This is a genomic window from Xanthomonas prunicola (assembly GCF_002846205.1).
GTDB lineage: Bacteria > Pseudomonadota > Gammaproteobacteria > Xanthomonadales > Xanthomonadaceae > Xanthomonas > Xanthomonas prunicola.
Genome location: NZ_PHKV01000001.1, coordinates 905,064 through 930,039, shown reverse-complemented (window position 1 = coordinate 930,039; position 24,976 = coordinate 905,064). Strand labels below are relative to the sequence as shown.

The window sequence follows — 24,976 nt, the reverse complement described above, 5'->3', positions numbered from 1 at the left end:
GAATCGGGAATCGGGAGTGGGGAATCGGAAGAGCGCATCGCGAAAGCTGTTTGTTCGTCGGTTGCGGAACGTTCAAGGCGATAAGCTTTTGCCATTCCCCATTCCCCATTCCCCATTCCCCATTCCCCATTCCCATGACCCTATCCGGCAAAACCTTGTTCATCACCGGTGCCTCGCGCGGGATTGGCTTGGCGATTGCCTTGCGGGCGGCGCGCGATGGGGCGAATGTGGCCATTGCGGCCAAGTCGGCGGTGGCCAATCCCAAATTGCCAGGCACCATCCATAGCGCGGCTGCGGCGGTGGTTGCGGCCGGTGGGCAGGCGCTGGCACTCAAGTGCGATATCCGCGAAGAAGATCAGGTGCGCGCGGCGGTGGCGGCGACGGTCGATGCATTCGGCGGGATCGATATCCTGGTCAACAACGCCAGTGCGATCTGGTTGCGCGGTGCGCTGGACACGCCGATGAAGCGCTTCGATCTGATGCAGCAGGTCAACGCGCGCGGCAGTTTTCTGTGCGCGCAGGCGTGTCTGCCACATCTGCTGCAGGCGGCTAATCCGCATATCCTCAGTCTGGCGCCGCCGCCGTCGTTGAACCCGGCATGGTGGGGCGCGCACACCGGCTACACGCTCGCCAAGATGGGCATGAGCCTGGTCACGCTGGGGCTGGCAGCAGAATTCGGTCCGCAAGGCGTGGCCATCAATGCGTTGTGGCCGCGCACCGTGATCGCCACCGATGCGATCAACATGCTGCCTGGCGTGGACGCAGCGTCCTGCCGCCGGCCGGACATCATGGCCGACGCCGCGCATGCGGTGCTAACGCGTCCAGCGGCCGGATTTCACGGACAATTCCTGATCGACGACGAGGTGCTCGCCCAGGCCGGCATCACCGACCTGAGCGGTTATGCAGTGGATCCGTCGCGTGCGTTGTTGCCGGATCTGTTTCTGGACTGACGACAAACAAGCTGGCGGCTGGATGCTTGCAGCGCAGGTGCTGTCCGCGCGGATGCATGCACCGCGGTGCATGGCGGCCAGCATGGGTGCCGCATGTGGCTTTGCGCACGACGTCGCTGCAAGTCGTCGTCGCAGGCACGCTGTGGCACGCACGAAGAGTTCACAGCCCTGTCTGCTACCGTGCGCGCTGAAAACGGTTCCAACAAGGAAGTTTCGACGTGACTCTCAACGTCTTGCGGCTAATCAGCCGCACGCTGGCCCGCGATGACACGCGCCAGGACGACAACGACACCCGATACGCAAGGGTGAGCCTCTGTTCGCACCCTCGATGGTCGCGTCTGCGGTGAATTCGCAGGCCATGCCCCAGACATTCTCCATGGAAAGCCACATGACTCATCGCCTTCGTTATGCGCCGCTGACTGCGGCAATCGCGCTTGCCGCACTGCTTGCCGGCTGCCAGAAACACGCGCCTGCCGCCGCAATGGAAAGCGCCGACAAGATCAATGCCTACATCGCCTGTTTCAATGGTGTCGAACAGCCGATACAGGAGAGTTACCAGACCTATATCGGCTGGATGCAGGACCCTCAGGCCGGACCCACCGGCAAGGAACGCGGGATTCGTGCGCCGGGCACGGTGCTGTCGCATCGGGTCGAGGCATGCGGTGCGCCGATGACCGCCGCGTTGGCGCAGCAACCGGTCAACGCCGAGCTCGACTCGGTCGCCAAGACGTATCAGGACCGCTTCACCACGCTCAATGAGCGTATCGAGGAGGCGGTGCGCTACTACAGCCGCGAGGATTATCTGCGCGACGACGCCAAGGGCATGCGCGCACTGCACGCACCACTGATGCAAGCTTATGCCGCTTTCTTCGAGGCCGGCGAAGCGATGAACGCGGCGTTGGAACACAACGAAGACACGCGTCGCCAGGCGCAGATCGATGCGATCGAAAAAGCAGAGGGTCGCAGCGCAGCGTGGTATCACCTGAAGATCATCGGCGAGGGCAAGCAGCTGGTGAAGGTGCTCGACAGCGATACGCCGGATATTGCCGCAGCGCAAGCGCAATTGGCCAACTACCAGCGCATTCTGGAAGACGCGCAGAAAGCCAAGGCCGGCCAGGGCGATGCAATGTGGGGCCACATGGAACGTGCTGCAGACAAGCTTGCGCGTGACGCGGGACGTCTTGTCGAACGCATTCGCAGCAAGACCCCGCTGAGCAAGGGCGAGCAGATGTTGCTGGAAAGCGGCTCGATGCCGCCGGGTGGAACCCGTCAGGCAGTGCTTGCCAGCTACAACGACCTGATCGACATGAGCAACCGCATGTCGCATTGATGCCTTGTACGCATCGTTGCGGTGTGCGAATACAGTTGAACTGCTGATGACGTCGCTGACGCCGTCGCTCTGCGAACGATGGCCGCGCATCGACCATCGACACGCCTGTCAGCGCCCCGCAGCCGAATCACAGACCATCTGCTCTGCGATCGCTTTCGCGCGCCACGCGAAGGTGTGCAGGGGCGCGCAGTCGGTGCCGGCAGCAGCTCTGCTACATGCCGCCTCGCGCAAGGGCCATGGCCGCCTGGCAACTGGGACGTCATCTTTACCTCCTCGAAGTCCGCAGCTCCGCATCAGCCATTGGACACCTCCTGCAGCGGCTCGGCGCATTGCCGGCAATAGCGTGCGTCGGCTGCGTGGCCCTCCAGCCCGCAGCGGACGCAGTTGCGTATATCGCGTTTGCCGCTGTGGCCGCCCTCGCGCAAAGAGCTGGCCAGCTCTGCTGTGTAGATGCCGGTGGGCACAGCGATGATGCTGTAGCCGATCAGAATCAAGGCCGAGGTGACGAAGCGGCCCAGCGTGGTCTGCGGCACCACATCGCCCAAGCCCACCGTGGCCATGGTGACGATGGCCCAGTACATGCTGGTCGGGATGCTGGTGAAGCCGTGCTGCGGGCCTTCGATGATGTACATCGTGGCGCCGGCGATCACGGTGCTGGTGAGGACCGTGAACAGACACACCAGCACTTTGCGCCGGCTACGCCAGAGCGCGTCCAGCAGTTGTCCGCTCTCTTCGATGTAGCGGGTGAGTTCGAGGATGCGGAACAGCCGCAGGATGCGCAGCACGCGCGCCACCAGCAGCGTCTGCGCGCCGGGCACGAAGAAGGAGAGATAGCTGGGCAGGATCGACAGCAGATCGATCACGCCCCATACACTGAGCGCGTACTGCAGCGGCGCCGCACCACCGCCAGACGCAGCGCGTACTCGATGGTGAAGATCACCGTGAACGCCCATTCCAGCGGCACCAGCCAGTCCGCGGCATGCGAATGAATGCGCGGTACGCTGTCGATCATGATCACCACCACGCTCGCCAGGATCGCGACCACCAGCATCAGGTCGTAGTGCGCGAGGGACGGGTGTCGTGGCGATAGATGGTGTCGAACCACTGCCGGCGCCAGCCATCGTCGGTGGCGGGAGTGCGTTGCGGATCTGAGAAAGGGCGCATGCGCGCATTGTGCCGCAGGCCGGCGAATGCGCGAGAATGCCGGTTCTCCCTCCGCTTCTGCGACCGATCCTCATGAGCACCGCTGCCGATTCGCCCCTGTCCCTCGCGCACTACTACCTGCCGGTGTATCGCCCGCGCCAGGTCGTGTTGGAGCGTGGCCAGGGCAGCCGCGTATGGGACGACCAGGGGCGTGAGTATCTGGATCTATCGTCGGGCATCGCGGTCAGCGGGCTCGGCCATAACGATCCCGATTTGATGGCTGCGCTCACCGAGCAGGCCGGCAAGCTGTGGCATACCAGTAACGTGTTTTTCAGCGCACCGCCGCTGAAACTGGCCGAAGAACTGGTGACTGCCTCGCGTTTCGCGCACAAGGTGTTCCTGTGCAATTCCGGCACCGAGGCCAATGAGGCGGCGATCAAGCTGGTGCGCAAGTGGGCCAGCAGCCAGGGTCGGCCGGCCGACAAGCGCGTCATTGTCACGTTTCGCGGCAGTTTTCATGGCCGCACGCTGGCGTCGGTGACTGCGACCGCGCAGCCCAAGTATCAGGAAGGCTATGAGCCGCTGCCGGGCGGATTTCGCTACGTGGATTTCAACGACGTCGCGGCGCTGGAAGCGGCGATGGCCAGCGGCGATGTGGCCGCAGTGATGGTGGAGCCGATCCAGGGCGAGGGCGGTGTGATGCCGGCCGCGCCGGGCTTCCTGAGCCGTGCGCGCGCGCTCTGCGATCAGCACGATGCGCTGCTGGTACTGGACGAAATTCAATGTGGCATGGGCCGCACCGGCACGCTGTTCGCGCACTGGCAGGAGCAGGTGACGCCGGACATCGTGACCCTGGCCAAGGCACTGGGTGGCGGTTTCCCGATCGGCGCGATGCTGGCCGGCCCCAAGGTGGCCGAAACCATGCAGTTCGGCGCGCACGGCACCACCTTCGGCGGCAATCCATTGGCCGCAGCAGTGGCGCGCGTGGCGCTGCGCAAGCTGGCCTCGCCGCAGATAGCCGACAACGTGCAGCGGCAGTCGGCGGCGTTGCGCGCTGGCCTGGAAGCGCTCAATGCCGAGTTCGGCCTGTTTGCACAGATTCGTGGGCGTGGCCTGATGCTGGGCGCGGTGCTCGCGCCGGCACATGCCGGGCAGGCGGGTGCGATCCTCGATCTGGCGGCCAAGCATGGCTTGCTGCTGCTGCAGGCCGGACCGGATGTGCTGCGCTTTGTGCCGGCACTCAATCTGACCGATGCCGAACTGGCTGATGGTCTGGCGCGGTTGCGTTTGGCGATTGCCGAGTACATCGCGCAGCCGTGATGTCCGGAGGTGCTTGCGCACTTTTTCGCCGGCGCTGAGCCGGCTGGAGGGTGTTGCAGGATGCGTGGCGTGTGGCATGTGGCGCGCATTGCCGCAGTGCGCGCGGTCTTTTGACTGCCTGGGATGGCTGTCTGCCGCAGTACGCTCACCCACAGCCCCGTTCCACGTCTGCGACGCGGGCGCTCCAGGGCACGCACGCCGACGGCGTGCATGCCGTGCCCTCTCGCCCCGCCGGGAGAGGGACTTGTTTCATGCAAGTCCGTAGCGCTTCAGCACCCGCCGCAGTGCACGTGCATCGCGCACGGTGTCGGCGTGCAGACCGGCCGCGCGCGCGCTGCGCACGTTGACGAACAGGTCGTCGACAAACAGCGTGTGCTCGGCGCGTTGCCCGAGTTGCGCAAGCGCGTGCTCATACACCTGCACATCGGGTTTGCGGCCGCCGAGTGCGCCGCTGCAGAGCACGCGGTCCTGCAACAACGGAAACAACGACGGCACGATCCGCTCGATCGCGTCCATCATCAGCGGGCCGTTGTTGGTGAGCACCGCCACAGCCGTGGTCGCCGAGACCGCCAGCACCTGCGCCACCACCGACGGGTCGGCGCGGCAGGCGCCAACGCGTGCCGCGATCCAGGTGGCGCGGTCGATCGGGTGCCCCAGCGCTTCGCTCAACTGCGCCAGATACGCTTGCGTGTCGATCTCACCGGCATCGTAGGCCCGCTCCAGACCCTGCGCGAACAACACCTCATGCACGCGCTGCGGTGAGCAGCCCGCCGCCGCCGCAAGGGCGGCCATGCGCCGTGGCCGCGCATAGTGCGCGAGCACGCCGTCGAAATCGAGCAACAGCAGCGACGGAGGTTTAGGCGACATATGCGTGTTCGTGTGGTGACGCTGCAGCGTTGTCGAATCGGCGCGACATGGCAAGCACGCGACCTGCACTGCGAACACCGCACAGGTAGGTGGCAGAAATACCTATTCAGAGTTTTGAATTCGGTAGGGACCTACCCACCTGCACCGACCCCACCCTCCGCGCCGTCGTTGCGGAGGAACTGCGCTGGTTATGGTCAATGCACACCGCATCCGCGGTGTCAGCCGGTCTCGGGGGAGCGCCCGGTCACTCAGCACGCCACACGTCTTCAGGGGTTGATTGCATGCGAAAGTGCCTGAACACCGATCGATTGGCGGCCTCGGTCGCCACCATCCTCACCACCACCCGCTCGCGCCACACGCTGGCGTCGATGACCTTGTTGCTGGCCGGCGCACAGGGCTTGCCCGCCCTGGCGCAGGAAACACGCACGCTGGATGCGGTCAGCGTGGTGGGCACCGGGTCCACGCGCACTACCGCGTCTATCTCGGTTGACGAGATGCAGGCGCAAGTGCCCGGGGTGGCGCCGCAGCAGCTGTTGGCCAGCCTGCCCGGTGTGAACGTGCAGACCACCGACCCATTCGGGCTGTACGAGTTCGGCGATTCGATGACGATCCGCGGTTTTTCCGCCAACCAGATCGGCGTGACGCTGGACGGCATTCCGATCGAAACCTTCGACACCCGCGAGGGCGGCCCGATTACGCGTTACGTCTCCAGCGAGAACCTGCTCGATGTCATCGTGTCGGCCGGTTCGGGTGATGTGACCCAGCCCTCCTATCACGCACTCGGCGGCGCGATCCGTTACACCAGCCTGCCACCGAAGGGCGGCGACAGCTGGAGCGGCAATCTCACCCAGACCATCGGTTCGGACGATCTGGTACGCAGCTTCGTGCGCCTGGATACACCCGATTGGTGGGACGGCGGCCCCAGCGCCTATCTGTCTGCCTCGCGCACGCAAGGCGGGGTGTGGGACATGGAGCCGGCCACGCAAAAAAGCGATCACTTCGAAGCCAAGATTCGCCAGGCCTGGGAGGCGGGCAGCCTGACGCTGGGCTGGATCTACAACAATCGCAAGGACTACGACGTGCAGTCGTACAACTCCGACGGCTCGGTAGCGTGGGATATCCATGAACGCATCACCGGCAACCCGGAAGTGGATGCCGAGCATTACAGCGAATGGCAGAACGGGCGGCGCGATTCCTTGCTCAGCCTGCACGGCGATTTTCTGTTCAACGATGCGATCGGCGTCACAGTCACTGGCTACTACGAAAACAAGCACGGGTACGGCGTCGGCGGAACCCCGCCGAGCACGGCGACCGGCTTGTACAATGATGCCATCGCCGGCACACCGGGGCGCACCGACATCGCCATCAACGACCCGCAGATCGTCGATGCCAACGGCAATGTCACCCGCGTCGGTGCGATGACGCGGCGCGAGGAAATCATGGGCGGCGATCGCTACGGCGTGACCACTGCGATGTCTTGGGAGACCGAGCACAACAAACTCGAAATCGGTGCGTGGTACGAAAACTATGACTTCGACCAGGTGCGCCCGCTGTACAACCTGGATCCGGCCACCGGCGCGCTACTCAAGGGCTCACTGCCGATCGTCATCTATTACGACAATCACTTCTCCACCGAAGTGAAGCAGCTCTACATCAAGGACACGCTGCGCCTGCTGGACGATCGGTTGACGATGGAGTTCGGCGCCAAGGGGCTGGATGTCAAACGCGACTACAACGGCATTGCCAATCTCGATGACTTCAATGTCGGTATGCGCCGCGATGTCACGATCAAGAACAGCGATTGGTTCCAGCCGCAGGTCGGCGCCAGCTTCCAGCTTGCCGACGGCGTGCAGGTATTTGCGAACTACGCGGAAAACTTCAGCTCGGCACCGCGGTTGGCGCTGACCTCGGGTGCATTCAACCCGGATATCGCGCCGGAAGCATCCAACAACATCGATATCGGCATTCGCGCCGAATCCACGCAGTGGAGCGGTTATATCGCCGCCTACAAGATCGATTACGAAAACCGCATCATCGCGCTCACCGACCCGGACCCGTTGGTGGTTGCGCCCACCGTCTACGCCAATGTCGGCGACGTGCAGACCTACGGCGCGGAAATCTCCGGCATGTGGAAACCAGCGCCGGGCTGGCGGCTGGGTGCATCGTTGACCTGGAATACATCCGAATTCCAGGACAACTACTTCGGCCCGGTGAGCGGCAACCTGGTGCAGGTGAAGGGCAACGAGGTGCCGGATGCGCCGAAGGTGATGGTCAGCGTCAACGGCGGTTGGGAAGGCGAGCATTTCTTCGCCAACCTGGATGCCAAATACACCGGCACGCGCTATGGCGACACGCCCAATACCGATCGGGTGGATGCCACCTTCATCGTCAACGGCAGCGTTGGTTATCAGGGCGACAACAGTGGGTTTCTCGCCGGTGGCCGGCTGCAGTTGTCGGTCTACAACCTCTTCGACAAGGACGATGCGATCGGAGCTGTGTTTCCCAACGAAAGCTCCGGTTCTTACCAGTTGATCGCACCGCGCCAGTTGTTCGCCAGCCTGGCCTACAAATTTTGAGGTGCAGCCGCGACCGGCAAGCCTGCCGGCCGCGTGCGTTTCGTCCATGACATCCAGGGGAATTGCGTTGATGCAAGGCAATCACACGGGAGCGATGACGCGGCGGCAATTGCTGGCGCGCATCGGCATGACCGCCGGCGGCGCAATGATGTATCAGGCGATGAGCAGCCTGGGCATGGCCGCCGAATCCAACTTCAAAGGCCCACTGCAACTGGATGGCGACCCCAAGGGGGCGTCGGTCTTGATCCTCGGGGCCGGGCTGGCCGGCATGAGCGCGGCCTTCGAGTTGCGCAAGGCCGGTTACCGTGTGCAGCTGCTCGAATACAACGACCGCCCCGGCGGGCGTAACTGGACCCTGCGCGGCGGCGACCGCTACACCGAGTTGGGCGGTGCCGCGCAGCATTGCCAGTTCGACGACGGCTTGTATCTGAATCCGGGGCCCTGGCGCATTCCGCACCACCACAAGGCAGTGCTGAGTTACTGCAAGCAATTGGGCGTGGCGCTGGAAGCCTTCAATCAGGTGAATTACAACGCGCTACTGCATAGCGAAAAAGGCTTCGGCGGCAAGCCACAGCGCTTCCGTGCCATCGATGCCGATTACAAGGGCCATGTGTCCGAGTTGCTGGCCAAGTGCACGCAGCAACACGCCCTGGACAAGATGGTCAGTCGCGAAGATCAGGAGGTGTTGCTCGAATCCCTGCGCACCTGGGGCGCGCTCGATCAGAAGTTCGGCTATGTCAAAGGCAAGGACAGCAGCGAGCGGCGTGGCTTCGCGCGTTACCCCGGTGGTGGGCTGTCGGGCAAGCCGGAATTCTCCGATCCTTTCAGCGTGCAGGACGTGCTGCGCTCACGCCTCTGGACCACGTTGGCAGCCGGCAATAACTATGAGATGCAGACCACCATGTTCCAGCCGGTGGGGGGCATGGACCAGATCGGCAAGGCGTTCGCACGTCAACTTGGCGATGCCATCATCTATAACGCCAAGGTCACCAAGATCGATCAGGACGGCAGCGGCGTGCGCGTGTCCTGGCAGGACGCTGCGCGCGGCGGCGAAGAACGCATCGCCAGTGCCGACTGGTGCATCTGCACGATTCCACTGTCGGTGCTCAGCCGCATTCCAGTCACCGCCAGCGATGCGATGACCACGGCGATCGGCAAGGTACCGTATGCGGCGTCGGTGAAAGTGGGCCTGCAATTCAAGCGCCGGTTTTGGGAAGAAGACGAAGCGATCTATGGCGGCATCAGCTATACCGACCTGCCGATCACCTTGATCAGTTACCCCAGCACCAACTACCACAGCTCCGGCAAAGGCGTGCTGCTCGGCGCCTATGCGTGGGGACTGGATGCGTACCAGTTCACCGCGATGACGCCGGAGCAGCGCGTGCGCAAGGCGGTGGAATACGGCACGCAGTTGCATCCGCAGTATCCGCGCGAATTCGAAAACGGCATCGCAGTCGGCTGGCACCGCGTTCCGTTTACGCATGGTTGCTTCGGCATGTGGAGCGAACAGGCGCGTGCTGAGCACTACACCCCGCTGTGCCAGATCGACGGGCGGCTGGCCCTGGCTGGTGAGCACGTGTCCTACATTCCGGCCTGGCAGGAGGGCGCGATTCTGTCGGCGCACGATGTCGTCGGCCGCCTGCATCGCAAGGTCATTGCCGGAGGAGCACCCGCATGAGTCTGTTGCCACGAGTGTGCGGTGCCACCGTTGCGCTGGCCATGCTTGCGTTGTTGCTGCCGCCCACCGTGCACGATGCGCAGGCGCAAAGCTCCGATGCCACGCAGCTGTTTCCGCAGCAGGGGTTCGCCAAAGCCTCCGGTCAGGATGTGTATCAAGCGATCTGCCAGGGCTGCCATATGCCGTCCGGGCGTGGCGCGCAGGGCGCTGGCGACTATCCTGCGCTTGCCGGCAACCCCAAACTGGCAGCCGGCCCGTACGTGACCATGATGGTGCTCGACGGCCACGCGGGCATGCCGGGTTTCGGCGACATGCTCGACGACCGCCAGGTTGCCGAAGTGGTGAGCTACGTGAGGACTCACTTCGGTAACGACTATGCCGAGCGCGTCACCATCGACGATGTCACATCGTTACGCCACTGATTTTTCCCATACAAGGAATTGCCATGCTCCGTTCCATGACGACCGTTCTCACCGCTGCAGTGCTGTGCTCTGCCAGTCTCGGCGCCGCGCAGGCCGCCGAGGTGATCCGCCACAAGATTCCCAATAGCGACTTTCCCATTGCCGCCGCTGTGGAAATTCCCGCCGGCAAGGCCACGGTGTACGTCAGCGGCAAGGTGCCAGCGGTGATCGATACCAGCGCACCGAAAGATTCCGCTGCTGCCTATGGCGACACGAAGGCGCAAACGGTGAGCGTGTTGAACCAGATCAAGCAGCAGCTGGCCACGCTTGGGTTGGGCATGGGTGATGTAGTGAAGATGCAGGTGTTCCTGGTGGGTGATCCGGCAATGGGCGGCAAGATGGATTTCAACGGTTTCATGGAAGGGTATCGCCAGTTCTTCGGTACCAAGGAGCAACCCAACCTGCCGGCGCGCTCGGCGTTCCAGATCGCTGCATTGGGTAACCCGCTGTACCGGGTCGAGATCGAAGTTGTCGCTGTGCGTCCCTGAGTCCGCGTCGTCATCCTGCTGGAGGTTGTCATGAAAACTGCTCTTTCGCGCCGCACGTTTCTGCGCGACTCCGCACTGTTTGCCGGCGCCGCCGGTGCAGGCAGCTTGCCCTTGCTGGCCAGTGCCGTCGAACGCTCGGCAGCCATCGCGCCGACACCGGCAACGGCAACGGCAACGGCATTGGCACCGGTGATGATCGACTCCAATGAATTTCCGGATGGACCGTCTGCTGCCGCAGTGAAAGCCATCGCGCAGATTGCGCCGCAAGGCGGGCGTTACCTGCGCGAGGTACAGATGGAATTGATGACCACATTGGCCGCCGAACTCAAGCTGCCGGTCGATCACCTGATGGCGTATGCCGGGTCCACCGAGCCGCTCGACTACACGATGCTGGCGTTCACTTCGCCCAGCGCTGCGTTGGTCACCGCCGACCCCACCTACGAATCCGGCTGGCGTGCTGCAACCCGCAATGGCGCACGTTTGATCAAAGTGCCGTTGCGCAAGGACTTTTCGCACGATGTGCAGGCGATGTGCGCCGCCGATGCCAACGCGGGCGTGATCTACATCTGCAACCCCAACAATCCAACGGGCTCGGTCACCGCACGCAAGGATCTGGACTACGCCTTGGCGCACAAGCCCAAAGGCAGCGTGTTGGTGGTGGATGAGGCGTATATCCACTTTGCGCAAAGCACGCGCAGCATGGTCGACATGGTCGCCGCCGGCGAAGATGTGGTGGTGTTGCGCACGTTCTCCAAACTCTATGGCATGGCCGGTATTCGTCTGGGTTATGCGGCGGCGCGCCCGGACTTATTGGCCAAGTTGAAGTTCTACAGCGTCAACAGCTTGCCGGTCACCGCTGCTGCTGCAGGGCTGGCTAGCCTGCGCGATCCGGTGCTGGTGCCGCAGCGGCGCGCACGCACGGCTGCAATCCGTAAGGATGTGATGGACTTTCTCGGCAAGCAGGGTTATGCCTGCACCGCCTCGGAGAGCAACTGCTTCATGGTCGATGTGGAGCGGCCGGCGATTGGCTTCAAGGACGATATGGCCACCCACGGCGTGTTCATCGGCCGTAGCTGGCCGGTGTGGCCAACCTGGTCGCGCATCACCGTGGGCACGGAAGCGGAGATGGCGCGCTTCAAGCAGGCGTTCGTGCAGGTGATCGCAGGCAAACGTGGTCCGCTGCCGGTTCCTGCCATTGCTTCGGTTGCGGAAGATCCGATGGATGCGTTTTTCCGTTACGCGTGAGGTTGGCGTGCGTTGGAGGGTTTGCTTGCAGTCAGCAAACCTCTCCGCATCCTTGGTCGATACGCGAGTGCACTGCAGTGGGCTCGCGCGTGATGCACTGTTGATTGCGACCGCGCGTTACTCTGGCACTATCAGCACGTCTCACCACCTCGCTGTTGCAGCGGCGCGGCGCGTGCGATGTGCTGCAATTTCCTAACGCAGGAGTGTTCTCTTGAAGCTGTTTTCCACAATTGCCGTGTGTGTGCTGGCGCTGATGGCGCCTTCGGCATGGGCACGGACGTGCGCGGTGACCATCACCGGCAACGATCAGATGAAGTTCGACCAGAGCGCGATCAAGCTTGCGCCCGATTGCACGCAGGTGGAGCTCACGCTCAAGCATTCCGGCAAGATGGCTGCCACGGTGATGGGGCACAACTGGGTATTGACCAAGTCTGCCGATTTCCAGGCGGTGGCCAACGCCGGCGTACGCTCGACCATCGCCGACAGTTATCTTCCCAAGGCCGACGCGCGGGTGATTGCGCACACCAAGGTGATCGGTGGCGGTGACAGCACCACGGTGAGCTTTCCCACCAGCAAGCTGAGCAAGGGCGCCGACTACACCTTCTTCTGCTCGTTCCCCGGGCACTGGGCGATGATGAAGGGCACGCTGAGTTTCGGGTGATGCGTGCTCGTCGGTCAGCCCTATGAAGAGCAGCTAGCACAACGACTGCGCTCATCGCCAGGCGGGCGCGGCCGGTATGTATCACGCGGCCTTTGCGGTTCTGAGCGCGCCGTCCACGCCCACCTGACGATTGCTCGCGAGGTTTTTTAGCCGCTTCAAGTCTGGCCGCCACACGTGCAGCGCTGCGTTGAATGTGGGGATGCATCTGGCTGCTGATCAGTCAGGTAGCGTGCCCTGAGCTGCATGCGGGTCACCTGCACGCAACAATCCGCGCTGCAATGCCTGCGCCAGCGCGCTTTCGCGGCTGCGTGCGTCGAGCTTGCGGTACAGGTTTTTCAGATGGAATTTGACCGTGTTTTCCGACAGATGCAGGCAGCGTGCGATCTGCTTGTTGGAGTAGCCGCGCGCCAGTTGCGCCAGCACTTCCAGTTCGCGCTCGCTGAAAATGTCGCCGGCTGGGTCGTCATCGCCGCTGAGGCGTTCCAGCAAGGCCTGGATGGTCAAGGCGCGCGTGGTGCCGCCAACGGTGTGCGGATCGTGTTGGCGTAGCGAACGTAGCATTGCTTTGGCCGGCAAGCCCAATTCCACGATGGCCTGCCAGCTTTGCGTGAGTGCGACATGGTCCAGCGCGCTGTACAGATGCGGCAGGGCGGCAACCAGCTCGCCGCGTTGCTGCAGTACCAGCGCAATCCGCGCACGGGTACGTGCCAGATGCCAGGCATTGTCGTTGGCCAGGCAGGCCTGCTCTAGCTGTCCCAGAATAGTGAGCGCCGCGCTGCTGCGCCCGGCCAGGCGATGCCAGCGCGCCAGCGCGAATCCCATCGCAGCGCGATCGTGCCAGCGGTGTGGCGAGCGCAAGGTGTGCGCCAGGCCGGATTCGCCGCCGGTGCGTGCGATCAGCACATCGATGGCGGCGTTGCCTGGATGTTCAAGCAACAGCATCAACCGCCATGCGGTAGCCAGTTCCGACAAACGCGCCAGCTTGCGTCCGTGCGCAATCTGCTCGGTATGCTCCAGCAACAGCAACGCACTGCGTCCGCTGTGGTCGCGCACGCGTTCCAAACCCAATGCGGTGCCGTATCCGGCGGCCAGCACGTCCATACCGCCATCGTGTTGTTCCAGCAATTCCAGTGCTGGATGCAACAGATCGGCGGCGTCGTCGTGGTGGCCGCGTTCGTAATGCAATTGCGCAAGCAAGCATTGCGCGGCGGCTTCCAGCACGCGATCCAGTTGCGGCGTACGTGCACACCAACTCAGCGCCTGCTGGTAGCAGGCTTCCGCATCGCTGAGCCGGCCGCGATAGAACAGGCTCTGGCCCAGCGACAGCGCTGCCTGGCTTGCGCCCAGATCGCTGCCGCCGCGCTGCATCGCGTCGCGCGCGTTGAGTGCGTAGCGCTCGGCAACTGCGAAGGCGCCTTGCGCGATCGCGGTGGTTGCGCAGATGCATAGCAACATGCCGCGGCCGAGATGGTCGTCTTCATCCAGTGCGCCGGCCTGGGCAGCAATCTGGGTCAGACCATGCGGATTGCCGCAGATCTCGTCCAGACGGTCGCGCAGCAGCGCTACCATCACGGTGTAATCGCGCTGCAGCGGCTCGCGTAGCGCAGCGGGAAAATCGCGAAAGCGCTCCAGCAACATCCGTGCGTGACTGAACTCGCCAAGCTTTACATGCAGGTGCGCCTGGGTGAGATTCAACGCAGGCGTGTCGCGGATGGTGCGGTGATCGAAATGGCGCAGCAGCGCACGCACTTCATGCGTGCCGTGGGTCAACAGCAGTTGCCATGTGCCGGCGCGTGCGATGTAGCTGGCGGCAAGATCACCGCAGTCGCCGCGCGAGGCATGGCGCACCGCTTCGGCCAGATGCTGATGGTCGCCGAACCAGCGCGCCGCGCGCTGATGCAGCTGCACGCTGTGTCCGGGATGTTCGCGGTCGAGCAGTTGCTGTAGGAAGTCGGCAAACAGCGGGTGATAGCGGAACCATTCGCGCTCGCCATCCAGCGGCACCAGCAAGCCGTGGAAATGCTCCAGCCGTGCCAGCAAGCGGCCGCTGTCCTCGCGCTGGCGCACGGCATCGGCGAGCGCGGCGTTAATGCGTTCCAGCGGGCTGGTGCGCAGCAGCAGGTCGCGGGTGTCCGCGTCCAGATCGTTGACCACCTGTTCGGCCAGATATGCCGCAATCTGCGCGTTGCGCCCGGAGAAACGTGCCGCAACCTCCTGCTGCCGTTGGACGTCGCCTTCCAGCCACAGCCGCGCGAGTTGCAGCGCCACCGGCCAGCCTTCGGTGTAGCGGCGCAATTCGTCCACCACCGGTGCTGGCACGTGCGGGCCGAGCAGCGCCTGTGCTTCAACATCGTCAAGCGCCAGTTGCGTGCTGCCGATGCGGCTGAGCTGGGCTTGCAGATCCAGCCGTGCCAACGGCAGGTTGGGCACGCGGCGGGTGGCGAGCACGAGATGCAAACGCCCACCGCTGTGCTCGATCAAGCGCAGCACCAATTCATCGATGTGGCTGCTGCCGAGCCGGTCGTAGTCGTCGAGAATCACGCTGATGCGGCGCGGCGCGGTGCGCAAGGCGCGGATCAACAGCGCCGCCGCTTCTCGCGGATCCTGGTCGCGGTTATGCAAGATTGCGGCGCACAGCGTGTGGTCGGCGCCTGCGCTTTGTAACGCCAGTGCAAGATGGCCGAGAAAACGCGCGGCATCGGCATCTTCTTCGTCCAGCGACAGCCATGCCACCGCACCCGGCTCGCATGCGCTCCGTTGCGCATGCCACTGCGCCAGCAGTGTGGTCTTGCCGAACCCGGGTGGGGCGAGCAAGAGCGTCAGTGGGCGTGCCTGCGCTTGATCCAGTGCAGCCAGCAGCACGCCACGCACGACAGCATCGGTGCGCAGCAGCGGTGGCTCAAGCTTGCCGGCAAGCAGCCAATCAGGAATGACATGGTCGCGCGACGGTGACGGGCGCGGAGTGAGCAGCGCAACAGGCTTGAGCATGAGGCGAAGGCGGCCGTATCAAGCGTCGGCAGCATGCCGGCTCGACACGCTGCAGATCGTGGTGAACCAGCGGCAATGCAGCGCGATCACCTGACTCGGCGACGACAGTGCAGCGGCTGCTTCGAGGGTCCCCACCCATGCCCGTCCATGAGCACATTTCAGAAATGTATGACAGCCGCGCGACAAAAGCAAAGCGTATTGCACCGAGTTGACGCGTTCAGGGTGACGGATGCGCCAGCCTGTGCGCACGGTCAAGGAACGCTAGAGGTCGCCTGGCACCAGTGGTGCGCATTCACAGGACACCAAACAGCGTCAGCAGCGCGCGGTCACGGATTTCTCGCAATGCGTACCGCCTTGCCGTTGCCGCTAACGAAACGGGCGACCCGCACAGTCAGGCTCATCTGCAAGTCCGGTGACACGGACATCGTCAACGTCCTGAGCAACTGCAAGTGCGGCACATCACGCCGCGCCGCAAACCCGCAAAGCCCCGCGCTCACTGCTTACCGATTCCCCATTCCCCACCCCTCAGCGCGCCACTTCCGCAAACGCTTCGCGCGCGGCCGCCAGCGTGGCCTCGATCACGGCCGCATCGTGCGCGCTGGACATGAAGCCGGCCTCGTACGCCGAGGGCGCCAGATACACGCCCCGCTGCAGCATTGCGTGGAAGAAGCGGTTGAAGCTGGTGATGTCGCACGCCGTGGCCTGTGCGTAGCTCTCCACGATGTCGTCGGTGAAGAACAGCCCGAACATGCCGCCGACCTGATTGGTGGTGACGGCGATGCCGGCTGCGCGCGCGGCATCTTCCAGCCCTTCGCACAGCACGCTGGTGGCTTCGCTCAGGCGCGCGTGGAAGCCCGGTTCCTGCACCAATTCCAGCATCGCCAGGCCGGCAGCCATGGCTACCGGGTTGCCCGACAAGGTGCCGGCCTGGTAGATCGGCCCGGCCGGAGCGATCTGCTCCATCAGCTCGCGGCGGCCGCCGTACGCACCCACCGGCATGCCGCCGCCGATGATCTTGCCGAAGGTGCTCAGGTCCGGGGTCACGCCGTAATGCGCCTGCGCACCGCCGAGCGCGACGCGGAAACCGGTCATCACTTCGTCGAAGATCAACAACGCGCCGTGCCGCGTGCACAGCGTGCGCAGATGCTGCAGATAGCCGGCCTGCGGCGGAATGCAGTTGGCGTTGCCCACCACCGGCTCGATGATCACCGCTGCCACCTCCGCGCCAATCTCGTCGAACAGGGCGGTGGCACCTTCGAAATCGTTGAAGCTGAGCGTGGCGGTCAGTTCGCTCAGGCCTGCGGGCACGCCGGGCGAGGTCGGCACGCCCAGGGTCAGCATGCCGCTGCCGGCCTTGACCAAAAACGAGTCGCCGTGGCCGTGATAACAGCCTTCGAACTTGATGATGCGATTGCGCCCGGTGGCGCCACGCGCCAGGCGCACCGCCGACAGCGTGGCCTCGGTGCCGGAGTTGACCATGCGCACCATCTCGCAAGAGGGCACCAGCCGGGTAATGGTCTGCGCCATGGTCACTTCGGCGGCGCACGGCGCACCGAACGATAATCCGTTGCCGATCGCCCGCTCCACCGCTTCGCGCACGGCCGGGTGGTTATGCCCGGCGATCATCGGGCCCCACGAGCCCACGTAGTCGATGTAGCGGTTGTCGTCGACATCGAACAGGTAGGGGCCATCGGCGCGCGCCACGAAGAACGGCTCGCCGCCGACCGACTTGAACGCCCGCACGGGGGAATTGACACCCCCGGGCAACAGGGTCTGCGCCTGGGCGAACAGGGCGTGGGAGCGGGTGTGATTCATGCGCGCAGATCCTTGAGAAATACCGATGAGGGGCATCGACACCCGGTAGCGGGCATCGCGTCCGCCATTGTCAGGCCTGCAGCCTCGCGCGCCTACCCGCAGGAAGCCCACCTACCCGTCGGAACGCGCGGGTAGGGGAACTCGGCTGCCTATGATCGAACGCGACGGGATCGACAGTTTGGGAATGAGCTGATGGCGCGCAGTCATTGGCGCTCAACTGCAGATGTTCAGAAAGTGTGATTCCGGTAGCCACTGGCGCCGTTCATTTGTTGCCTTGCCGACAGTTCAACACTTGGGAGAGAGCATGAACCGTAGTATCCAGAAGCGTGCCTTGGCATTGGCATTGGTTGTTGCCATGGGCAGCGTCCACGCACAGTCCACCACCGGCAGCATCGTCGGCAGCGTAGGGCAGGGCAGTGGCACGAGCGTGCTGGTGGAAAACAACAGCGGCCTGAGCCGCGAAGTGCCGGTGGATGCGCGGGGTCGCTACACCGCCGGCAATCTGCCGCTGGGCACCTATAAGGTGACGGTCAAGCGCGATGGCGCAGTGGTGGAAACCCGAGAGAACGTCGCCATTACGGTGGGGGCCAACACCGACGTCTCGTTCGCTGCCAAAGACGCGGGGAGCGGCGTGCAGACCCTGGACAGCGTCACCGTCAGCGCCGCCAGCCTGACCACGATCGACGTGAGCAGCGTGGATACGCGCACTGTGGTCACCGCCGAACAGTTGCAGCAACTGCCGCTGGGCCGCACCGCCGAAGCGATCGCGTTGCTGGCACCGGGCGTGGTGGTCAACAGCGGCGGCTTCGACAACGGCCCGCTTGGCGGCTCGCTGCCCAGCTTCGGCGGCTCGGCCGCCAGCGAAAACGCGTATTACCTCAACGGCTTCAACACCACCACCATCAGCAATAACCTGGGCGGCTTGGCCCTGCCGTACGGCGCCATCGACCAGCAGGAAATCTTCACTGGCGGCTACGGCGCGCAGTACGGCCGCGCCAACGGCGGTGTGATCAACCAGATCGGCAAGCGCGGCACCAATGAATGGAAGTTTGGTGCCGCAGTGATCTGGGAGCCGAACGGTCTCAAGGCCAATCAGCGCGACATCTATTGGCGTCCGGACAGCCAGGGCAGCACCATCAACAACGCTGCCTACCGCTACGCGCGTGCGGCCAATGGCTTGTATCAGCCGGCTAGCGAGGCCGAAGCCAGTCAGACCACCTACAGCGCCTATGTCGGCGGGCCGATCATCCAGGACAAGCTGTTCTTCTTCCTGGCCGCCGAGCAGGTCGATTCGGACGGCGTACGCGTGGGCACCAATCGCGACACCGACAACGGCCGCACCGGCGGCCTCACCGACTACGACTACAAGCAGAAGCGCTGGTATGCCAAGGTCGATTGGAACATCACCGACAACCATTTGATCGAGGTGACCGGTGCCAGCGACGTCGCCCAAACCAACGGCTCGATCTATCGCTACGACTATCTTGCGCGTCAGCGTGGTGCGTATTTCACCGATGAATCCACCTGGAAAACCGGGCCGACGCTGTTCACCGGCAAGTACACAGGGTATCTGAGCGACAACCTCACCGTGACCGCGCTATACGGCAAGATGAGAACGCCGGACGAACTGACGCCGTTCAACTACGACGCGGCCGGCGGCCCAGTGATCAATAGCGCCGCGCTACAGAATCCTGCCTATGCCGGTGGCACACCGCGCATCGGCAATCAGTTGGTCACCTCGGTCAGCTCGCCCGACCGCGAATACAAAAAAGACAACCAGCGCCTGAACTTGGAATGGCGCATCGGCCACCACACGCTCAACGTCGGTATCGATAACCAGAAGTCCGAAGGTATCGATGTCGGCTCGATCCTCTCTGGCCCCGGCTTTGCCTGGACCTACGGCCAGACCAATGATCCATACGGACTGACCACCGGCGGGCTGGTGAGCCAGTCAGCCAACGAAGCCGGCGGCGTCGGTGCGCCGAGCCCGGGCCTGGTGGATCCGGTCAATGGGGCGAGCGGTTACTACGTCGTGCGCAACATCAACACCAGCCTGTATTCGTACGAGGCCAAGCAACGCGCCTATTACATCGAAGACAAGTGGCAGGTCACCGACAACGTGCTGCTGAGCCTGGGTCTGCGCAAGGACGAGTTCACCAACTACACCCCGTTCGGTGATCCCTACATCGAAATCGATAACGCCTGGGCGCCGCGCTTGGGCTTCAGTTGGGACGTCAATGGCGATTCCAGCCTGAAGGTGTTCGGTAACCTGGGCCGTTACTACCTGGGTCTGCCGCTGTCGGCGGTGAGCCTGTTCACCCCGGCTACCACTACCGATACCTACTTCACCTACAGCGGCATCAATGCCGATGGCACGCCCATTTTGGCGCAGCAGTTGGGCTCGGCGGTGTCGGCCAACTCGCGCTTCGGTCGCATCGCCGATGTGCGCACGGCGGTGGCCAAGGACATCGAAGGCGAAAATCAGGATGAACTCATCCTCGGTTTTACCAAGCAACTCGATAGCGGCTGGGTGCTGGGCGTGCGCGGCACGCATCGCCGCCTCAATGCCGGCATCGACGACCAGAACTACGATGTCTCCAATACCGCGTTGATCGATGCAGCGGCAGCGCAAGGGGTAACCATCGATTTTTCCAAGGTGGCGGGCGCATCGTTGATCAATCCGGGCCAGACCAATACGTGGGGTGTGATCGGCACCGATGGCCAGTTCCACGAAGTATCGGTGAGCCGCGAAGCGGCCGGTTTCCCGAAGTTCAAGCGCAATTATTCGGCAGTGGAATTCAATCTTGAACGTCCGTTCGACGGCAAGTGGTACGCCAAGGTCAACTACGTCTGGTCGCATAGCTACGGCACCACCGAAGGCCAGGTGCGTTCGGATCTGTGGCGTACCGGCGGCGCACTCGGCAGCTATCAGGGCCAGGCGTCGGTCTCGACCACACAGAGCTGGGACCACCCTGCGTTGATGGAACACTTCAACGGCGATCAATCCAACGATCATCGGCATCAGCTCAAGCTGTTCGGGTTCTACCAGTTCACCCCGCAATGGGGCGCATCGGCCAACTTCAGCCTGATTTCCGGGGCTCCGCATAACTGCCTGGGCAACTACTACGGGACCGAATACAGCGGCCGCGATCCGGCCGGCTACGGCGGCAGTGCAATTACCGGCGGTCCCTATCACTACTGCTACAACCCGGAAACCGGCACCGGCGTGGCATCGCCTCCGGGTTCGCAGGGGCGCCTGGGCTGGATCGCGCAGTTGGATATGGGCGTGACCTACAAGCCGGCCTTTGCCGGCGGCAAGCTGGCGTTGCGCTTGGACGTCTTCAACATCACCAACGAGCAGACCGCGACCAACATCTACCCGTTCTCGCAGTTGCCTGACAACACCACCAACCCGCTATGGGATCAGGTCGTCGCCTATCAGGCGCCACGCTCGGGTCGGGTGACGTTGAGCTACGACTTTTAATCGCGTCATTCGATAACCGCAGTCCCGGCAGCGGCGCGTGATGACACGCGTCGCTGTTTTGTTTTGGGGATGGCGCTCAAATCGACATCGTTCTGATGAGCGAGAACACGCTGCCTGAGCGATGACTTGGCTGAGCGCATTGCACTGCATCACGGATGTTTTCCCAAGACGATTGACCAACTGTCTGGTGAGGACAGCGCGCACTGGATATCTTCGCGTTTACTGCAGGGCCCTTGCCCGCCCACCATCGCGGGACACGCTGCAAGTACGTCCTTGTAAGCTCTTACGCGTCATCCATGCCGCGTAAGGTCCCGCGACGGTGGGCGGGCAAGGACCAGTCGAGATGGTTGGTATGCATGTTTGCAAGCAATGCATAACGTGCGTTGTTTGGATAACGGTGTGTCCGATCGGTTTCTAAACGTAAGGCGATCAATCTGCAGGCTTTCAAGAAAGTCACCGACTCACTTTCTGGTGCGGTGTCCTCGCCGCTTGCGGGACCGTGTGGCGGCATGGATGCCGCCACCGAGCCCCCAGGGACGTGTTTACGGCGTGTCCCGCCAGCAGCGAGGGCATCGCGCCCTCGACCAATTAGGCTTTTGGCTTCATCCAAGCGACGCCACGACGCAATATTTCGGTTGTCTCGAAGTGATTTAGACGAATTCACGGCGTGTCCCGCGAGCGGCGAGGGCACCGCGCACTCGACCGACTCAGCGTTTGACTGCATCCAACATCGCTAAGGCTCGACATCTTGATGGTATTGCGTATTGGGTTTTGGACAGCGCGTGTCGCCGCTAACGCTATCGTCGGCCAGCCACGCTACTGCGCAAACCCGGCCAGATAGGCCTGCACTGCCGCAACCGGATCCGGCGCGGCGTACACGCCACTGACCACCGCGATCAATTCGGCGCCTGCTGCCACCAGATCCGGCACCTGCGCCGCTGTGATGCCACCGATCGCCACACGCGGCACGCCCAGCGCAGTGGCCTGCTGCAGCAACACAGGCGTCGCACGCCGTGTCGTCACCTTGGTGGTGGTCGGGAAGAACGCGCCGAAAGCCACATAGCTGGCACCGGCCGCGACCGCCGCCTGCGCACGCGCGAGCTCGTCGTAGCACGACACCCCGATGATGGCTTGCGCGCCCAACAGCGCGCGTGCCGTTGCCACCTCACCATCGTCTTCGCCCAGATGTACGCCCTGCGCGCCCACCTGCAACGCGAGTTGCGCATCGTCGTTGATGATCAACGGCACGGCGTGCGCAGCGCAGGCCTGGCGCAGCGCGCTGGCCTGTTCCAGGCGCAGCGCCGCGGTGGCCTGCTTGTTGCGGTACTGCAGCCAGGCGACAGCGGGCAGCAGCGGCAAGGTGCGCGCGATCAGGCGCGCGGTGTCGGGTTCGTCGGGCGTGATGAGGTAGACGCCGCGGGCGTTGTGCAGGTTGGGCATGGCAGCGCTTCCGGAAGCGGTGGGTGGGATGGGACAATGCAGCCCCACCGTTGCGTGACCGCGATTATCCGATGAGCGAGATATCCACGACCACCTACCGCACCTGGATGTGCGTCGTCTGCGGGTTTCTCTACCACGAGGCCGACGGCATCCCCGAAGAAGGCATCGCCCCGGGCACCAGCTGGCAAGACGTTCCCGAGACGTGGACCTGCCCGGATTGCGGCGTGACCAAGGACGACTTCGAGATGATCGAGATCGGCTGACGGAAAACCATTAAAGGATGTTATTGATTTTATGTCTTTATAGTAATGGATTTAATCTCCTCTGACGAAAGCGTCTTATTTTTTGAAGTTGCAAGCCAAATTTAAGAAGCGTAGCCTCCAAGTGCGGCCGACGACGGCTGCCAGAAACGCCACCATTTTTGGTTGGTTAAGTCCAAGCGTAAGTCCTGAAATATTTTCAATACTAAAAGGAATTTTTATGTTGAAATTTTCGCTGCGTGCAACGATGTTGGGCTTTTTGTTTGCGGTTTCATTTGGAGCAATTGGTTCCACGGGCGGTCAACAGTCTCTAATTCAGGGGATGGGTGAGCGTTTACCGGCAGGTAAAGCAAATCTGAGCCTGTCACCGCGATTTAAGGTCTATGTTTTCGAAAAAGCTGGACTTAAATTCGTTCAGATCAACGCTCTTAACAACGATGTGTTGGCAGTGCTATCCCTGGTGCCGGGCGCAGCATCTCAGCTGCCTATAGGAACCAATGCACAGGGCGCTGTGGCGCAGCCAAACGGAATGATAACAGCTCAGGCAAATTGCCCTTGCAGTGCACAAGTAGTCTACAGTGATGCAAATTATAATATTGTAGTTATATATGGTGCGAACGGTGAGTATATAACCTCTTATCAGGTGCCCAGGTCTCCTCAGGGGCAGCCTCGATAGGGGTATTGCGTATTCGTGTTAGCAACAGTCAGTGCGCGCGCGCGCGCTGACTGTTCAGCTCGACCAGATGCTCATGCAGATTGGTCGCATCCTGCGCACTGGGGTTGAGCTGCAGATAGCGCGACAGATCGTGGCGGGCGCCGTTGCGGTGGCCCAGATGCAAATAGGCCATGCCGCGATCGCGCAGCGCTTCGGGCTGATCCGGCACCAGCTTCAGGATGCGGTCGGCACTGCGCGCGGCGCGGTCCCAGTGCTCGGCGTCGGCATAGACGCCGTGCAGGTTGCGCAGGATGCGGATCAAGATCGCACGGTGCGGTGCCGGGTCCAGAATCTGCGCCAGCGCGCGGTCGTCGGGAATTTCACCTCCCAGATGCGGGCGGGCACGTTCGCGCAGCTCATCCACGCCGAGTGGACGGCCGCCGTTGAACGGATCCATCACCAGCACGCCGTCGTCCACCGGCAAACGCACCAGGAAATGCCCGGGAAACGACACGCCCGCCAGCGGAATACCCAGCCGGCGGGCGACTTCGATCTGCACCATCGCCAGCGAGATCGGATTACCCAGCCGGCGCTCGAACACCTGGTTGAGATAGCTGTTGCGCGGATCGTAGTACTCGTCGTGATTGCCCGAGTAGCCCAACTCGTCGAACAGATAGCGATTCACTGCCGCCATCTTCAGCGGCCACAGATCGATCGCGTCCACCTCGCGGCGCAGATGCTCGACGTGGCTCTGCACCAGCGTGTCGTACAGCTCGGCATCCAGCTGCGGATACTCGTCGCGCGCGATCAGCAGCGCGGTGGACATCAACGGCACCGCATCGTCGTCCAGGCTGGCGAGCGCGGTCCAATGGGGAAGTGGGAGCATGTCGACCATGCTGCCAAGAGTGTCGGCAAGCGGCGCAGGGTTCAAGTCCGGTACTTCCTGACAGGGACGCGCGCCGCGTGAAGACGTCATGCCGTTGAGGGCGCCGTCAACGGGCGCGGCGACCGGTTCGGCAGGTAGCGCGCCGGTATCTGCCAGCAGGCGGCAACGCGCTCGCCAGATGGCCAGCGGGCCGGATCGCAGCGTTTATTTCAGCGTCGGGATGTCCGGGCCGAAGGTCAGCGTGGCACCGTCCTTCAGGCGGAGTTTGGCGGCCTGGCCGGCGTTGAGCTCCAGCACATACCGCGCCGGCTGCCTGCTGGGGTAGGGCGGGCAGGCGTCTCCGGCCGAACACGGCGGCACATCGCGCTGCTGCGAGACAAGCCGGCGCTGCTCATCGAAATACAGGATATCCAGCGCGATCTTGGTGTTCTTCATCCAGTACGCCATCGGCTCCTGGCGGTCGTGGATGAACAGCATGCCGCGGTCTTCGTCCATGGCATCGCGGAACATCAGTCCCTTGGCGCGATCAGCATTGTTCTGCGCCAGCTCTACCTTATAACGCGTGCCCGCCAGTTCCACCCAGCTGTCGCCGCTGCTGGCGCAGCCGCCAAGCAGGATCAAGAACGCAAGGGCGAGAAAACGAAGACAACGCATGCGGCATACCAGCAGACGGGGATGCCGCACCATCTGCCAAGCGGCCGCGTGCGTCAAGCTGCTGCGGTGCGTTGG

18 protein-coding genes, 1 other RNA gene and 1 pseudogene are annotated in these 24,976 nt (G+C 63.2%); 13 read left to right on the top strand and 7 right to left on the bottom strand.

Annotated features, from left to right (window positions below):
• The first annotated feature begins 134 nt into the window (after nucleotides 1–134).
• Both XpruCFBP8353_RS04125 and XpruCFBP8353_RS04120 read left to right on the top strand, forming a co-directional pair.
• The gene (locus XpruCFBP8353_RS04125) at nucleotides 135–950 is read left to right on the top strand and encodes an SDR family oxidoreductase (protein WP_101362024.1); all 816 of its coding nucleotides are present in this window, start codon (nucleotides 135–137) and stop codon (nucleotides 948–950) included.
• A gap of 388 nt (nucleotides 951–1,338) precedes the next feature.
• Entirely contained in the window at nucleotides 1,339–2,280 is a 942-nt protein-coding gene (locus XpruCFBP8353_RS04120; protein WP_243391040.1) for a YiiG family protein, read from the top strand.
• A gap of 293 nt (nucleotides 2,281–2,573) precedes the next feature.
• Here XpruCFBP8353_RS04120 and XpruCFBP8353_RS04115 read toward each other — a convergent pair.
• Nucleotides 2,574–3,444 (bottom strand): annotated as a pseudogene (locus tag XpruCFBP8353_RS04115) (ion transporter).
• A 72-nt stretch (nucleotides 3,445–3,516) separates the two neighbouring features.
• On the opposite strand from XpruCFBP8353_RS04115, the gene XpruCFBP8353_RS04110 reads away from it, so the two are divergent.
• On the top strand, nucleotides 3,517–4,743 hold the full coding sequence (locus XpruCFBP8353_RS04110; RefSeq protein ID WP_101362022.1) for an acetylornithine transaminase: 1,227 nt from the start codon (nucleotides 3,517–3,519) through the stop codon (nucleotides 4,741–4,743).
• A 249-nt stretch (nucleotides 4,744–4,992) separates the two neighbouring features.
• Here the strand turns inward: XpruCFBP8353_RS04110 and XpruCFBP8353_RS04105 are convergent, their stop codons facing one another.
• Nucleotides 4,993–5,610 (bottom strand): HAD-IA family hydrolase, encoded by a 618-nt coding sequence (locus tag XpruCFBP8353_RS04105; protein WP_101362021.1) that lies wholly within the window; start codon nucleotides 5,608–5,610, stop codon nucleotides 4,993–4,995.
• Nucleotides 5,611–5,903: 293 nt separating this feature from the next.
• Here XpruCFBP8353_RS04105 and XpruCFBP8353_RS04100 point away from each other — a divergent pair, with 293 nt between their 5' ends.
• From XpruCFBP8353_RS04100 to XpruCFBP8353_RS04070, 7 genes are all read left to right on the top strand, one after another.
• Nucleotides 5,904–8,186, top strand: a complete 2,283-nt coding sequence (locus tag XpruCFBP8353_RS04100) for a TonB-dependent receptor (protein WP_207759594.1) — start codon at nucleotides 5,904–5,906, stop codon at nucleotides 8,184–8,186.
• 70 nt (nucleotides 8,187–8,256) lie between these two features.
• The gene (locus tag XpruCFBP8353_RS04095) at nucleotides 8,257–9,864 is read left to right on the top strand and encodes a flavin monoamine oxidase family protein (protein ID WP_162300935.1); all 1,608 of its coding nucleotides are present in this window, start codon (nucleotides 8,257–8,259) and stop codon (nucleotides 9,862–9,864) included.
• Nucleotides 9,861–10,286: a c-type cytochrome gene (locus tag XpruCFBP8353_RS04090; protein ID WP_101362018.1), complete on the top strand. Its 426-nt coding sequence runs from the start codon at nucleotides 9,861–9,863 to the stop codon at nucleotides 10,284–10,286. Before XpruCFBP8353_RS04095 ends, XpruCFBP8353_RS04090 begins: the two co-directional genes overlap by 4 nt.
• A gap of 23 nt (nucleotides 10,287–10,309) precedes the next feature.
• A complete protein-coding gene (locus tag XpruCFBP8353_RS04085) occupies nucleotides 10,310–10,813 on the top strand; it encodes a RidA family protein (RefSeq protein ID WP_101362017.1) in 504 nt (167 codons plus the stop codon).
• A gap of 30 nt (nucleotides 10,814–10,843) precedes the next feature.
• Nucleotides 10,844–12,058 (top strand): pyridoxal phosphate-dependent aminotransferase, encoded by a 1,215-nt coding sequence (locus XpruCFBP8353_RS04080; protein ID WP_101362016.1) that lies wholly within the window; start codon nucleotides 10,844–10,846, stop codon nucleotides 12,056–12,058.
• 211 nt (nucleotides 12,059–12,269) lie between these two features.
• Entirely contained in the window at nucleotides 12,270–12,719 is a 450-nt protein-coding gene (azu, locus tag XpruCFBP8353_RS04075) for an azurin (protein ID WP_101362015.1), read from the top strand.
• A 76-nt stretch (nucleotides 12,720–12,795) separates the two neighbouring features.
• Nucleotides 12,796–12,871, top strand: a non-coding RNA gene (locus tag XpruCFBP8353_RS04070) — sX9 sRNA.
• 64 nt (nucleotides 12,872–12,935) lie between these two features.
• Here XpruCFBP8353_RS04070 and XpruCFBP8353_RS04065 read toward each other — a convergent pair.
• Entirely contained in the window at nucleotides 12,936–15,707 is a 2,772-nt protein-coding gene (locus XpruCFBP8353_RS04065; RefSeq protein ID WP_101362014.1) for a LuxR C-terminal-related transcriptional regulator, read from the bottom strand.
• A gap of 525 nt (nucleotides 15,708–16,232) precedes the next feature.
• The gene (gene hemL / locus XpruCFBP8353_RS04060; protein ID WP_101362013.1) at nucleotides 16,233–17,522 is read right to left on the bottom strand and encodes a glutamate-1-semialdehyde 2,1-aminomutase; all 1,290 of its coding nucleotides are present in this window, start codon (nucleotides 17,520–17,522) and stop codon (nucleotides 16,233–16,235) included.
• Between the two features lie 304 nt (nucleotides 17,523–17,826).
• On the opposite strand from hemL, the gene XpruCFBP8353_RS23785 reads away from it, so the two are divergent.
• On the top strand, nucleotides 17,827–21,006 hold the full coding sequence (locus XpruCFBP8353_RS23785) for a TonB-dependent receptor domain-containing protein (RefSeq protein WP_162300934.1): 3,180 nt from the start codon (nucleotides 17,827–17,829) through the stop codon (nucleotides 21,004–21,006).
• A gap of 816 nt (nucleotides 21,007–21,822) precedes the next feature.
• Here XpruCFBP8353_RS23785 and thiE read toward each other — a convergent pair.
• Complete coding sequence (thiE, locus tag XpruCFBP8353_RS04035) at nucleotides 21,823–22,446, bottom strand: thiamine phosphate synthase (protein WP_101362010.1); 624 nt, start codon at nucleotides 22,444–22,446, stop codon at nucleotides 21,823–21,825.
• A gap of 23 nt (nucleotides 22,447–22,469) precedes the next feature.
• On the opposite strand from thiE, the gene XpruCFBP8353_RS04030 reads away from it, so the two are divergent.
• Together XpruCFBP8353_RS04030 and XpruCFBP8353_RS04025 are read left to right on the top strand one after the other, a co-directional pair.
• Nucleotides 22,470–22,709, top strand: coding sequence for a rubredoxin (locus XpruCFBP8353_RS04030; protein ID WP_101362009.1), 240 nt, complete (start codon nucleotides 22,470–22,472; stop codon nucleotides 22,707–22,709).
• An 82-nt stretch (nucleotides 22,710–22,791) separates the two neighbouring features.
• Nucleotides 22,792–23,382 carry a hypothetical protein gene (locus XpruCFBP8353_RS04025; RefSeq protein WP_243391039.1) on the top strand — a complete coding sequence of 197 codons (591 nt, stop codon included), beginning with the start codon at nucleotides 22,792–22,794 and terminating at the stop codon, nucleotides 23,380–23,382.
• A 28-nt stretch (nucleotides 23,383–23,410) separates the two neighbouring features.
• Here the strand turns inward: XpruCFBP8353_RS04025 and XpruCFBP8353_RS04020 are convergent, their stop codons facing one another.
• Together XpruCFBP8353_RS04020 and XpruCFBP8353_RS04015 are read right to left on the bottom strand one after the other, a co-directional pair.
• Entirely contained in the window at nucleotides 23,411–24,292 is an 882-nt protein-coding gene (locus XpruCFBP8353_RS04020; RefSeq protein ID WP_101362007.1) for a SirB1 family protein, read from the bottom strand.
• A 159-nt stretch (nucleotides 24,293–24,451) separates the two neighbouring features.
• Nucleotides 24,452–24,901 (bottom strand): DUF192 domain-containing protein, encoded by a 450-nt coding sequence (locus tag XpruCFBP8353_RS04015; RefSeq protein ID WP_101362006.1) that lies wholly within the window; start codon nucleotides 24,899–24,901, stop codon nucleotides 24,452–24,454.
• Nucleotides 24,902–24,976: the final 75 nt, after the last annotated feature.

Coding starts and splice junctions, on each gene's coding strand:
- XpruCFBP8353_RS04125 (WP_101362024.1), top strand. CDS start 135: ATGACCCTATCCGGCAAAACCTTGTTCATCACCGGTGCCTCGCGCGGG.
- XpruCFBP8353_RS04120 (WP_243391040.1), top strand. CDS start 1,339: ATGACTCATCGCCTTCGTTATGCGCCGCTGACTGCGGCAATCGCGCTT.
- XpruCFBP8353_RS04110 (WP_101362022.1), top strand. CDS start 3,517: ATGAGCACCGCTGCCGATTCGCCCCTGTCCCTCGCGCACTACTACCTG.
- XpruCFBP8353_RS04105 (WP_101362021.1), bottom strand. CDS start 5,610: ATGTCGCCTAAACCTCCGTCGCTGCTGTTGCTCGATTTCGACGGCGTG.
- XpruCFBP8353_RS04095 (WP_162300935.1), top strand. CDS start 8,257: ATGCAAGGCAATCACACGGGAGCGATGACGCGGCGGCAATTGCTGGCG.
- XpruCFBP8353_RS04090 (WP_101362018.1), top strand. CDS start 9,861: ATGAGTCTGTTGCCACGAGTGTGCGGTGCCACCGTTGCGCTGGCCATG.
- XpruCFBP8353_RS04085 (WP_101362017.1), top strand. CDS start 10,310: ATGCTCCGTTCCATGACGACCGTTCTCACCGCTGCAGTGCTGTGCTCT.
- XpruCFBP8353_RS04080 (WP_101362016.1), top strand. CDS start 10,844: ATGAAAACTGCTCTTTCGCGCCGCACGTTTCTGCGCGACTCCGCACTG.
- XpruCFBP8353_RS04065 (WP_101362014.1), bottom strand. CDS start 15,707: ATGCTCAAGCCTGTTGCGCTGCTCACTCCGCGCCCGTCACCGTCGCGC.
- hemL (WP_101362013.1), bottom strand. CDS start 17,522: ATGAATCACACCCGCTCCCACGCCCTGTTCGCCCAGGCGCAGACCCTG.
- XpruCFBP8353_RS23785 (WP_162300934.1), top strand. CDS start 17,827: ATGAACCGTAGTATCCAGAAGCGTGCCTTGGCATTGGCATTGGTTGTT.
- thiE (WP_101362010.1), bottom strand. CDS start 22,446: ATGCCCAACCTGCACAACGCCCGCGGCGTCTACCTCATCACGCCCGAC.
- XpruCFBP8353_RS04015 (WP_101362006.1), bottom strand. CDS start 24,901: ATGCGTTGTCTTCGTTTTCTCGCCCTTGCGTTCTTGATCCTGCTTGGC.